Genomic DNA, 12,072 nt, shown 5'->3' with positions numbered 1-12,072 from the left:
AAACAGGAAAGAAAAGTGTTGTCTTAAACGTAACGTCTTCAATGTCAACAAATTATAAACATCGCTCATTTCTCGCGTATTTGCGACCAACTTTGATGTTGGTGATTTATACGCGAGTTATGAGAGGCACTTTGTAAAGAAAATTCAGTGCGGAATCTGAAGATTTGGTCATACGGATGAATGAGACCGGAAAAAGGTTGGCAGCATTTGAAACCTACGGCATGACTGCCTAATACTTAAATACGAGACTTGAGTTGGGTTAATAAAATGTCAGGCGGAAGGTGGTCAGTCTGGTGTTCTTGTCGGTGATGAGGTCGATGGAGCCATTGCAGGCCTGCATGATTTGTCGTGAAATGGACAGGCCAATGCCGCTTCCCTGCGGCTTGGTGGTGAAGAAGGGCACGAAGATGTGGCTTGCCACGTCATCGGGAATCATCGCTCCGTTGTCGGTGATGTCGATGATGACGGATTCCTGCGCGTTGGTGTATGCGCGCAGGGTGATTTGTCCTTCTTCTCCGATGGCCTCGGAAGCGTTTTTCAGTAGGTTGTTGACCACCCTGCTGACGAGGCTCTCATCGGCATACATCAGCAAGTCGCCGGGGTCTACCTCGTAGCTCACGTTCACACCAGGCTTTAACATCGGGCGAATGAGGTTCACCATGCGCTCGAGGAACGGTCTGACATAGAACAGGGTGGGCGTGGGCGTAGGCACATGTGTGAACTTGCGGTAATTCTCCACAAAGCGCATAAGTTCCTTACTGGTTCTGCTGATGACCTGCAGTCCTTGCCGTTGCTCGCCCTGTGAGTTTTGGAGTAGGGTATCGCTCAGGGATATGATTGGCGTGACGGTGTTCATGATTTCATGGGTGAGTACGCGGATGAGCTTCACCCAGCTGTCTATCTCTTGGTTGGCCAGCTCGCCCTTGATGTCGCTGAAGCCGATGATGCGCACCCGACGACTCTTGAGAGTTGTGTGGGTCTCGCGCAGAGAGAATCCCGCCATCTTCTCCTTGATCTGGTTGATGTGGGTGATGGTCTCCACCTGCAGCAGGTTGAGTGCGGCCCGGTTGCTGCGGAGTACGATGCCCCGCTCCACGTCGACCACCAAGATGCCCGTATCCACCGAATCGAGTATGAGTTCGAAGTATTTTTCCCGTTCTATCTGTTCATCTCGGGCGTGTTGTAGGATTTCCTTCACGCGGTTGAGCGACTCGTTGAGCAAAAGTTCGCTGCCGTACCTCTTGTTGACGGGAAACTGGAAAGTATAGTCGCCGATGTCTATGGCGTTGAACATGAATGTCACTTTGCCAAGGTCGTGCCGATACCGTCGCCACAGTTGCAGATAGGCAACGAGGGCGGTAAGCAGTGCCAGGCAGAGTATGATGACAATCACGTTCATGATTTATAGTCCGTATCGTTTGATTTTGTTGTATAAAGTCTGTCGGGAGATACCTAACCTGAACGCCACCTGCGAGAGGTTGCCGTCGCATTCGCGGATGGTTTTCTCGATGAGTCTTCGTTCCATCTCATCGAGCGTGCGCACGTCCTCAATTGGTTTCTCCTGTCGGGTAGAACCGCTCTCAATGTCGTCCTCGGCAATCGTCGTGCCGCTGCACAGGATAACCGCTTTCTCCATGGCATGTTGCAGTTCGCGAATGTTACCGTACCAAGGTTGCTCTTCGAGCTTGGTCATGGCGCTGGCCGAGAATTTTGTCTCCGGCTTGTTGTACATCGTTGCGTAGCGTTTGAGGAAGATGCCGGCCAAGGCCGTGATGTCTTCCCTGCGCTCGCGTAAAGGCGGCAGGTGCAGGTGAATCGTGTTGACGCGGTAGAGCAAGTCTTCGCGAAACTCGCCGTTGGTCACCATTGCTTGTAGGTCTCGGTTGGTGGCACAAATCAGTCGCACGTCGATGGGAATCTGCTCGCTGCCTCCCACACGCACGATGCTCCTGCGCTGCAAGGCCGTGAGCAGCTTTGCCTGCAACGCATAGCTCAGGTTGCCTATCTCATCAAGAAACAACGTGCCTCCCTCCGCCAGTTCAAACTTTCCCGGCTTGTCTGTCTTGGCATCCGTGAAAGCACCTTTCGTGTGTCCAAAGAGTTCGCTTTCAAAAAGTGTCTCCGTGATGGCTCCCATGTCAATGGGCATCATCCGGTGTCCATGCCGTTTCGACAGGCGGTGAATCTCTTTGGCAAGCACTTCCTTGCCGGTTCCGTTCTCGCCCGTGATGAGAATGTTGGCATCGGTGGCCGCTACTTTCTCCACCATCAGGCGCAAGTCTTGCATGACGGGCGACACGCCCCAGTACATTTCTCCCTCATGGGTGGTGGCGTTCTGGCTGTTTTTCTTGGTTTTGCGGTAGGCATTGGTGAGCGTGTCGATGAGTTTGGCATTGTCGAAAGGCTTTACCACGAAGTCGGTAGCGCCCTCCTTGATGCCCGTCACCGCCAATTCAATGTCGGCGTATGCCGTGAAGAGCACCACCTGCGTGTGTGGACTCAGTTTCTTGATCTCGCGAAGCCAGAAGAGACCCTCGTTACCATTATTGATGCCGCTGCGGAAATTCATGTCGAGCAGCACCACGTCGGGTCTGTCCTCGCGTAGGCGGGTGGGGATATTCTCTGGTTTGGCTATCGCTGCGACATGCTCGAATACATTTTCTATCAGCATCTTCACCGTGGTGAGGATGTTGCGGTTGTCGTCAACTATCAGTATGCTACCTTGTTTCATTTATTGTCTAATATCTGTTTGCCAGTTGCACATCCTTTTAATGGAGTGGCGAAAAGGATGTTGTTTTTGCAAAGATATTCTTTTTTCTCTTTAGTATCAAGCCGTTGTCTAAAAATCATATCATAAAAAAAGGTGTGCTGCATGAGAGGACATCGAGTGGATGGTGGTTCTCACTGTCAAATAATTGGGCAGCAGTGTCTAATTGTTGGACAGATATGTAAACGTGCTTTTTGCGCAACGTGCAGATAAACAGTAGGTTATGTTTCTGGCACAGCATTGGCAACTGTTTAAGCGTATGAGAACAGCAATTACGATAATATTATTAGATTTGGTCGCTCTTCCGCTATTGGCGCAAGAGACTTGGACCATGAACCGCTGCATTCAGTATGCGGTGGAGCACAACAACGGAGTGCGCAAACAGCGATTGGAGTTGCGACAGAGCAAGGTTGACGAGCGCACGGCGAGGCTCGACCTTCTGCCCACGGTGTCGGCACAGACCACGGCGCAGTATGCCTGGGGCCGTAACATCAACCCAGAGACCAACACCTACAACACCATCACCACCTTCAACAATTATTACAGCATTGGGGCGGAGGTGCCATTGTTTGACGGTGGCCGTACCTGGAATGCCTTTCAGCAAGCTCGACTGGCGCGTGCCAAAAGTATGACGGCCCTGCAAAAGACAGCCGACGACAAGGCCATAGCCGTGATGGCGAAATTCGTGGAGGCGGTGTATAGTCGGCAGAGCATTGGCTTGGCACGCCGCAAATTGGCCGACAGTCAGGCGTTGCTTCGCAAGACCCGTGCGATGTTCGACCTTGGAGAGAAGTCGCGACCCGACGTAGCGCAGATGGAAAGCCAGGTGGCGGAGGACGATTACAACCTGTTGCACCAGCAGAACGCGGCCAGTTTGGCGTTGATGGCCCTGAAAGCGGAGATGAATTTCCCCGTAGGCGATTCGCTTGCCCTCGACACTTTGTTGACCGCGAGCCTGTCTGCTGCCGACGATGCCAGAAGCCTTTATGCCGCTTTCCAAGCTGAATCACCGGAAGTGAAGACGGCAGCATTCAACGTCAAGAATGCCCGCTACCATTATCTTATACAACGCGGACAGCTGCTGCCAGTCTTGGCGTTGGGTGGAGGTATCAACACCAACTATTACCGCAATCTCTCCCAGGGCAGCAGTAAGACCGACAACTTCGGCAAACAGTTCAACAACAACATGGGCGAATATGTCTACCTTTCCCTGTCCATCCCCCTTTTCATGCCTTCACGCTGGCGTGCCGCACGCAGGGCGAGAGCCGAGTGGGAGGCGAGCAAGCTCGACTTGGAAGACGCGCGTCGCAAACTGCACGATGATATTGCGCAGGCAGTGCTCGATCGTGATGGCTATTCGCGCGAGCTCATGAAGATGGAGCGGAAGACTGCGGCCGACTCCATAGCCTGGCATCTGGCATCGCGCAAGTACGAGGAGGGCATGCTCTCAACTTTCGACCTGCATACAGCGGCGCAAACCTTGCTCGACAGTCGCATCAAACTGCTGCAAATGCGGTTGATGCTTGAGATGAAACAACGATTAGTCAACTATTATAAAGGAATACGAACATGGACATTGAAATAAAACAAAAGAAGTTTTGGATACCCCGAAAGTATTGGACTTGGATAGGGGGAGGCGTTATTGTGGTGGCTGCGCTGCTGTGGTTGGCTCTGGGAAATTTCTCATCGACCCTGAAAGTCGACAGTCGGGGGCTGAGCATCGGCGACGTGAAGCAAGCGCAGTTTGACGACTATGTGAGCGTAGACGGCAATGTGGTGCCCATTCAGGTGGTGCAGATCTCGCCGGAAGAAGGTGGAGTTGTCATGGAGAGAGTGGCGGAGGAAGGCTCCCATGTCAGAAAAGGCGACGTCATTGTGAGGCTGAACAACAGCAATCTCGACCTCGAAATCCTCAATGCCGAGAGCGAACTGGCGGAGAAGCAGAACATGCTCCGCAACACGCAGATTACGATGGAGCAGGATCGGCTCAACAATCAGAACGAGGCGGCACAGCTGTCAATGGACGTGCAGGCCAAGAAGCGAACCTACAACCATCAGACCGCATTGCAGCAGGAGCAGCTCAATAGTCGCGAGGAATATCTCAAGGCAAAGGAAGACTACGAGCTGGCCGTGAAAAAGAATGAGCTGATTGCGCAACGACTCAAGAAAGATGCGCAGCTCCGTCGCGCGCAGATGGATCAGATGAACGACAACCTCTCGTCGATGAGGCGCAATGTGGAATTGGTACGACAGCGCAAGGAGCATCTCAACGTGCGCTCGCAAATCGACGGCGAGGTGGGACAGCTCAACATCGAATTAGGACAGAGCATCTCTCCGGGACAGAAGATTGGTGTCATCAACGACCTCAGCGATTATAAAGTGGAGGCGCATGTCGACGAGCATTACATTGATCGGGTGCACCAAGGGCTCACGGCGACCTTCGAACAGAACGGCAAGCATTATTCGCTCACCGTGCGCAAGGTGTACCCCGAGGTGAAAGACGGCAGGTTTAAGATCGATTTCGTGTTCAGTGGCAAGCGTCCGACCAATATCCGAACGGGTCAGACCTATTATGTGGACCTGCAGTTGGGCGAGTCGAAGCGGGCGGTGCTCATCCCCAAGGGAACGTTCTACAGCGTGACGGGCGGGCAATGGATTTTTGTACTTGACAAAGACGGAAAGAAAGCCTACCGTCGCAACATCCGCATCGGACGACAGAATCCGCAGTATTACGAGGTGCTAGAAGGTCTTCAGCCCGGTGAGCGAGTCATCGTAAGCGGCTACGAAAGCTACAAAGACAACGAAATTTTGGTTTTGGAATAACAAGAAAAATGAATTGGCGCAGGAGCAATAAGCAACTCATATTGGCATCGAAATAACAAGCAAATAAGTCATGAAGCAACTATTCAATCTCAAATCCTATTTCACCTTCCTATCGAGGAACAAGGTGTACACCGCCATCAACGTGCTCGGACTGAGCATTAGCTTTGCGTTCGTTATCCTCATTGGTCTGTACTATCAGCACGAAACGGGCATCGATAAGAGCATCGCCAATGTGGACCGGCTCTATTTGTTGGGCTGTGATTTCAGTTCCGACAAGATGAGCGGAACATCGCGCGAAATCATCAGAGTGCTGCAAAAGCAACTGCCACAAATAGAAAAAGGCTGTGCTTTCAACATCAACCGTGAACAACATGTAACGACCGCCGACGAGGACAATGTGAAAGTGACCATGATGTACACCGACTCCACGTTCTACTCCATGTTCAATCAACCGCTTGTGGAAGGAGATGCCGCCACGGCCCTGAACGAACTGACCGACGTGGTGATTACCCGGAAGTTGGCGCAGATGCTGTTCCGCAACGGCAATGCGATGGGCAAGGTGTTGACAGTAGAGAACCGGAAAGTGTATGTAAGGGGCATCTATGAGAACATGAACGGAACCTCTTTCCCCGACTGTGACATCATCGGGCGGTACGAACTGCTGCGCGAACGGATACCTTGGCTCTTTAAGATCGACGGTAATTTCGGAAGTCCTGATGTGGTGTTGAGTTTGAGACCAGGCACAGATATCGGTGCATTGGAAAATAATGTTAACCACATCCTGACAAAGATATACAAAGAAAATTTCAAGATTGAATGCAAGTTCCGCCTGATACCATTCAGTGAGAGCTATTTTTCCGAATACTCTTCCAACGTATGTCAGCGCGGAAAGGGCGAATTGGTCTATCTCATTTTCATTATCGGCATCATCATCTTGGTGTTCTCGGTGATGAACTACATCAACCTGACGGTCGCCCTGTCGGGCAATCGCTCCAAGGAAATGGCGACAAGAAGGCTGTTGGGCAGCCGGAAGAGCGACATCCTCTGGCGGTTGGTCATCGAAAGCGTGTGCCTTTGCTGCTGCTCAGTTGTTCTTTCCGTGTTGTTGGCATGGGCTTCCATTCCTTATACCTGTCAGTTGTTGGACACCCACATCACCATCGCCGAGCTGTTCATCCCCATCAACCTGTTGTTGTTGGTAGGCATTGTGCTGGCAGTAGGTATGTTGGCGGGAGTTCTGCCGGCAGTCATTCAGTCGCGGGTGAAGCCCATTGATGTGGTTCGCGGCACCTTCCACCGACAGACCAAGATGCTGTTCAGCAAGGTGTTCATCGTGGTGCAAAACGCCATCACCATCATTTTCATTGCCGTAGCACTCATTGGCAGCCGCCAGATACGGCACCTCATCAATGCCCCGTTGGGCTATGACACCCAGGGCGTGATGGAAATCGGTGTTCCACAGGATGCTCGCAAAGCCAATCTGTTTAAGAAAAACTTGCAACAACTGACACCAGTCAAGAAGGTTTCCGTCTGCTTGTGCTCGCCTCTCTTTGGCGGATTCAACCAGATGGCTTATATTGGCAAGAAGGCAGTGCGCTGCCAACGCTTTTATGCGGACAAGGATTACCTGCCGTTGCTGAGCATCGAGGTGAAGAAGCAATTTGCGCAGGGCGATTCCGCTAAGCTCTTTGTGTCGCCCAACTTCCACTCGGTAATGCAGTTGAAACCTGATGAAAGGGCATTCCGCTATAATGAGACTTACGAGCGGGAACAAATCAACGGGATTCTGAATGATTTCCATCTTTACACCATTGATATGGACAATGCTGACGATCAGGTGACGGTGGTTTACCTGTTCGACCAAATCACGCGCGATGATTTTGCGAACAATGTACTCATCAAGGTGGAAGGCGACGAGAAAGAAGCCTACCGACTGGTACAGGAGACTTACAAGAAAGTTTATCATGAGGACTTGGCGCAGGAGTCGCCTTACCTCAGTCAGAAGATAGCCGAGGTGTATAAGGAACAGATCCGCATTGTGCGCATCCTCACCATCTTCTCGTTTCTTGCTGTTCTTATCTCGCTGTTGGGACTTGTCGCCATGTCCACCTACTTCATTCAGCAGCGCAGCAAGGAGATTGCCATCCGCAAGGTGTTTGGCTCCACGAGCAACCGAATCCGCCGAGACCTCATCCGCACCTTCCTTCAATATGTGGGCGTTGCCTTCATTATCAGCGTGCCCGTCATCTGGTATATTATCAGCGAATGGATCAGCCAATACAGTTACCGCATCGTGTGGTGGCCGTGGATTATCGTTGCCGGCATCCTCGTGCTGCTTATCTCGTTCTGCGCTGTGGCTATCCAAAGCTACATGGCCAGCAACGAGAACCCCGTAAATAACATCAAACAAGAATAAATATGAAAAAGAAAATCTTTTTTTGCATGACAGCTGTCCTTGTCTTGCTGTCATCATGTATCGTTGTACAAGCCAACTCATACGAAGTTGCCAATGACGAAAGCAGAACTTACCCGCTGAGAGGTTTCTCGGCAATCGAAGTCTCCGGAGCCATCAATGTAGAGTTTGTGCAGAGTAGCAATCAAAGCTACCGTGTAAAGGCGGTAGGCTCGTCCAGCATGTTGCCGAAGTTGCAGATGGAAGTGCGTAATCAAGTGCTGACCATCAAGCAAAAGTCTGACCCCGGCTTTCATTCAGGCAATCATCACCTCACGGTTTATGTACAGGCACCCGACTTGCAGTCGGTCACGGCTTCCGGTGCGTGTGATGTGCTCATTCGGTCGCTCAATGCCTCGGCAGTGCGGTTGGAGGCATGCGGTTCGAGTGATGTTACGGTAAATCAGTTGACGGCCAATAGCTTGGAAGTTCGCTTGCAGGGTTCTTCCGATGCTCGTCTGGCTGGCAAAGTGTCGAAAGCCGTATATACCTGTTCTGGTTCTTCAGATGTGAGAGCCTACGATCTCAAGGCGAAAGACGTGTCGGCCACATGCTCCGGCTCGTCGGATGTCTATTGCTTCGCCACCCGTTCTGTCAGTGCCAAAGCCTCTGGCTCAAGCGACATCCGCATCAAGGGCAACCCCATCCAGCGACAATTGGACAAATCAGGGTCTTCGGATATTCACGTATTACATTAATTATCTATACTATGTTGCATCTTATTCAACAGTCTTGTCCCATGGCTTGGCGCAATCTCTTCCGCCGCAGGCAACACAATGTGGCCAAGATTCTATGTTTGGCACTCGGATTGAGTGTCAGTGCGGTTATCATTGCCGAGATTTATTATGAACAGACTTTCGACCAGTGTTATCCCGATTACGACCGTATCTGCCGTGTGACCGAGGGCTTCAAGATGAAGGCGCAGGAGTTCACGGAGGGTTCGAATACGTCGGGCGGCGTGGTACTGATGATGAAACGAACCATTCCGCAGGTGGAGCTGGCTACGCGCACCAATCCAATCGTGACCGATGGAGAGGTGGAAACTGATGACAAAGTACGTGTCCGTGCCGATGTCTACTTTGCCGACAGCTGCTTCTTCCGTATGTTTCCAGCCCGCATCCTCGAGGGTGATGCTGACCGAGCACTCACGGAACCATTCTGTTGTGTGGTGAATCGCTCGACGGCGGAGCGCTTGGGCGGCAACGTTGTGGGTCGGCATATCCAGTCGAAGGAAATGTCGGGCCTGAAGCTGACCATCGTAGGTGTCTACGAGGATTATCCTCACAACTCAACGTTCCACAACTATGATGTGATCGGATCTATGAAGACGCAGAAGAATTTTAGCTACGACGGTCAGGATAACCTGGTCGGTAACGACCGTTACATCAGTTTCGTACGTCTCAGGAAAGGTGTCTCTCCCGATTCGTTGAAGCCCCTTATACACCGCATGATACAGACACATTATCCCGTCAAGGAGCTGCAACAGTCCGGCACGTGGCTCACTTACAAGGTCACCCCCATATCTCGCTATTACACGGAGGCGGACAATATACGCCAGATGTTCTGGATTCTGTCGCTCCTGGCCATCATTCTGCTCTCTGCCTCGATACTCAACTATGTGCTGATTGTGGTGGGTAATTTGGTCAGCCGTGCCCGTGAGATGGCGGTAAGAAAATGCTATGGTGCCGGACGTGAAGCCGTCTACAGCATCACCTTCAGCGAAGTGTGCCTGCATCTCGTGCTTGCCCTCATGTTAGGAGCAGCTCTGTTGTGGGCTTGCCATGGCACAATCGAACAGTTGTTGTCGGCTCCGCTCTCTGTGTTGGTATTCAATCGTGGTGCGTGGATTTTGCTTTTAATTGCGTTGATGGTGCTCTTCGTGGGAGGTATCGTGCCCGGATGGCTTTACAACCGCATGCCCGTGACCATTGCATTTCATGGCTATGTTGAGGCCAGGCGTCGCTGGAAGGTAGCGCTGCTGGGGCTTGAGTTTGCCATGGTGAGCTTCCTTTTAGGTCTGCTTTTCATTGTCAGCATGCAGTATAGACATACGGTTGGCTTTGACTTGGGCTATCAGTGTGCCGGTCTCGCATCAGTTAATATCAGTGCACTGCAGCCCGATGAACGGCAGACGGCATACGACGAGGTAGGACGTATGAGCGGCGTGCGTCAGGTGTCGGCATGCAATACGTTTCCTTTCTATGGTATGAGTGGTAACAACGTAACTGTTCCCGGAGAAGAATCACAACTGTTCAATATCGCCGATCTCTTCACCGTCGCCGACCATTACTTTGATATGCTGCAGATTCCTATTGTTGCCGGCCGTGTCTTCGCATCGGGCAGCGACAGTCTCAAGCAAGTGATGGTGAGTCAAGACTTTGCCTCTATGATGAAGAAGCTGCGCGGATGGGACGACGTGGTAGGTCGGAAGGTGATTATCAGTGAGCATAGCGGCAACGAAAACAAAGATTTACTGACCATCGTTGGCGTCTATCGTGACATTCATCTGGGCAGTGCCGAGAACAATGGGAGGGACAGACCCTCTGTGATTTTCTACGGACGTGCGGCCAACTGGATGAACAATTACCTGTTGATTCAGCTGGACGATTTCAGCGCAGAGAAGCTGACCGACATCCAGACGCGGCTTCAGCGGTTCTTCCCGGGCAAAACAGTCATGGTTGAGAGCGTGGAGAATCTCAAGAACATGCAGTATGTTGCGACTCGGAATTTCCGTAACGGCGTGATGACGGTTGGCATCGTGGTGCTTTTCATCGCGCTGATGGGACTTATTGGTTATGTCAGCGACGAGGTGAACCGTCGTCACAAGGAGATAGCCATCCGCAAGGTGAACGGTGCTTGCGTGGGCGACGTGATGCGCATTTTCCAGCTGAACATCCTTCGCACAGCCATTCCTGCCGTGCTGATAGGGGCTGTCGGTGCTTACTGGGTAGCCGCACAGTGGCTGCAGCTCTATGACAACCGCATCGCGTTGACGGTGTGGCCGTTCCTCGTGACAATCGTCCTCGTGCTGCTCATCATCGTTGCCGTTGTGGCAATCAACTGCTGGCGCGTGGCCAACAGCAACCCGGTGGAGTATCTGAAACAAGAGTAAGAAAGGAACATCCGATAGACCGGACTACAAACCATAAAACATATAAAAACCATAATATTTTAAGAATATGATCAAAGTAGAAAATTTAAGCAAATCGTTCCGTACGGAAGAAGTGGAGACCATTGCGCTTAACAATGTGTCGTTCCAAGTAGAAGACAAGGAGTTTGTTGCCATCATGGGGCCTTCGGGCTGTGGCAAGTCAACCCTGCTCAACATCCTCGGACTGCTCGACAATCCCACGGGCGGCAAGTACTGGTTAGGCGACAAGGAAGTGTCGGCGCTAAAGGAGAAGGATCGCACCGACGTGCGCAAGGGAGAGATAGGCTTCGTGTTCCAGAGCTTCAACCTCATTGACGAACTCAACGTGGAAGAAAACATCGAGCTGCCCCTGACCTACCTTGGCATGTCGAAGGCCGAGCGCAAGCAGAAAGTGAAGGACATCATGAAACGCATGGGCATCAGTCATCGCGCCAAGCACTTCCCTCACCAGCTCTCGGGTGGTCAGCAGCAACGTGTGGCCATCGCCAGGGCCGTGGTGTTTGGGCCGAAACTGATTCTCGCCGATGAGCCGACCGGTAATCTCGACTCGAAAAACGGTGCCGAGGTGATGGGCCTGCTCACCGAACTCAATCGCGAGGGAACCACCATCGTCATGGTTACTCACAACGAGCATGACGCCTCCATTGCCCATCGCATCGTGCGACTGTTCGACGGACAGATCGTTGGTTGATTCAGGAGCAAAGCGTAAGCAAGTCAGGTGGCTCGGCGGGCTGCTTTGGCTGAACGTGCTTACGCTTTGCCCCTATGGCTTTTTCGGCAAGCATGTGCATCTTCTGCGGGCAACGAATCCATTGTTTTTGTCTTATTATTTTACCAAAAAACGGCCATCTAAAATCTTCAAAATAGAAAAAATCAATA

General features: G+C 51.8%; 9 protein-coding genes. 6 read left to right on the top strand and 3 right to left on the bottom strand.

The genetic code is table 11. The features are described from left to right. Positions 1-259: 259 nt before the first annotated feature. Together HMPREF9304_RS04010 and HMPREF9304_RS04005 are read right to left on the bottom strand one after the other, a co-directional pair. Complete coding sequence (locus HMPREF9304_RS04010) at positions 260-1,399, bottom strand: sensor histidine kinase (RefSeq protein WP_036926676.1); 1,140 nt, start codon at positions 1,397-1,399, stop codon at positions 260-262. Between the two features lie 3 nt (positions 1,400-1,402). Then, complete coding sequence (locus tag HMPREF9304_RS04005; protein WP_036926673.1) at positions 1,403-2,731, bottom strand: sigma-54-dependent transcriptional regulator; 1,329 nt, start codon at positions 2,729-2,731, stop codon at positions 1,403-1,405. Between the two features lie 295 nt (positions 2,732-3,026). On the opposite strand from HMPREF9304_RS04005, the gene HMPREF9304_RS04000 reads away from it, so the two are divergent. The 6 genes from HMPREF9304_RS04000 to HMPREF9304_RS03975 all read left to right on the top strand — a co-directional run bounded on the left by HMPREF9304_RS04000 (position 3,027) and on the right by HMPREF9304_RS03975 (position 11,884). Continuing rightward, complete coding sequence (locus HMPREF9304_RS04000) at positions 3,027-4,352, top strand: TolC family protein (protein WP_036926678.1); 1,326 nt, start codon at positions 3,027-3,029, stop codon at positions 4,350-4,352. Beyond that, the gene (locus tag HMPREF9304_RS03995; protein ID WP_036926670.1) at positions 4,337-5,590 is read left to right on the top strand and encodes an efflux RND transporter periplasmic adaptor subunit; all 1,254 of its coding nucleotides are present in this window, start codon (positions 4,337-4,339) and stop codon (positions 5,588-5,590) included. Before HMPREF9304_RS04000 ends, HMPREF9304_RS03995 begins: the two co-directional genes overlap by 16 nt. A gap of 70 nt (positions 5,591-5,660) precedes the next feature. Further along, on the top strand, positions 5,661-8,006 hold the full coding sequence (locus HMPREF9304_RS03990; RefSeq protein WP_036926668.1) for an ABC transporter permease: 2,346 nt from the start codon (positions 5,661-5,663) through the stop codon (positions 8,004-8,006). 2 nt (positions 8,007-8,008) lie between these two features. Further along, positions 8,009-8,740, top strand: a complete 732-nt coding sequence (locus HMPREF9304_RS03985; protein ID WP_231564461.1) for a head GIN domain-containing protein — start codon at positions 8,009-8,011, stop codon at positions 8,738-8,740. Between the two features lie 41 nt (positions 8,741-8,781). After that, positions 8,782-11,154 carry an ABC transporter permease gene (locus tag HMPREF9304_RS03980; protein WP_036926664.1) on the top strand — a complete coding sequence of 791 codons (2,373 nt, stop codon included), beginning with the start codon at positions 8,782-8,784 and terminating at the stop codon, positions 11,152-11,154. 67 nt (positions 11,155-11,221) lie between these two features. Beyond that, complete coding sequence (locus tag HMPREF9304_RS03975; protein WP_004349712.1) at positions 11,222-11,884, top strand: ABC transporter ATP-binding protein; 663 nt, start codon at positions 11,222-11,224, stop codon at positions 11,882-11,884. A gap of 1 nt (position 11,885) precedes the next feature. Here HMPREF9304_RS03975 and HMPREF9304_RS14895 read toward each other — a convergent pair. After that, positions 11,886-12,072: hypothetical protein (locus tag HMPREF9304_RS14895; RefSeq protein WP_036926661.1), on the bottom strand; the 187-nt coding region annotated here is incomplete at its 5' end.

The organism is Hoylesella timonensis S9-PR14, assembly GCF_000762405.1.
Lineage (GTDB): Bacteria > Bacteroidota > Bacteroidia > Bacteroidales > Bacteroidaceae > Prevotella > Prevotella timonensis_A.
Note: the sequence above shows the minus strand (reverse complement) of the source record. Positions and strands in the feature narration are given on the sequence as shown.

Coding starts and splice junctions, on each gene's coding strand:
- HMPREF9304_RS04010 (WP_036926676.1), bottom strand. CDS start 1,399: ATGAACGTGATTGTCATCATACTCTGCCTGGCACTGCTTACCGCCCTC.
- HMPREF9304_RS04005 (WP_036926673.1), bottom strand. CDS start 2,731: ATGAAACAAGGTAGCATACTGATAGTTGACGACAACCGCAACATCCTC.
- HMPREF9304_RS04000 (WP_036926678.1), top strand. CDS start 3,027: ATGAGAACAGCAATTACGATAATATTATTAGATTTGGTCGCTCTTCCG.
- HMPREF9304_RS03995 (WP_036926670.1), top strand. CDS start 4,337: ATGGACATTGAAATAAAACAAAAGAAGTTTTGGATACCCCGAAAGTAT.
- HMPREF9304_RS03990 (WP_036926668.1), top strand. CDS start 5,661: ATGAAGCAACTATTCAATCTCAAATCCTATTTCACCTTCCTATCGAGG.
- HMPREF9304_RS03985 (WP_231564461.1), top strand. CDS start 8,009: ATGAAAAAGAAAATCTTTTTTTGCATGACAGCTGTCCTTGTCTTGCTG.
- HMPREF9304_RS03980 (WP_036926664.1), top strand. CDS start 8,782: ATGGCTTGGCGCAATCTCTTCCGCCGCAGGCAACACAATGTGGCCAAG.
- HMPREF9304_RS03975 (WP_004349712.1), top strand. CDS start 11,222: ATGATCAAAGTAGAAAATTTAAGCAAATCGTTCCGTACGGAAGAAGTG.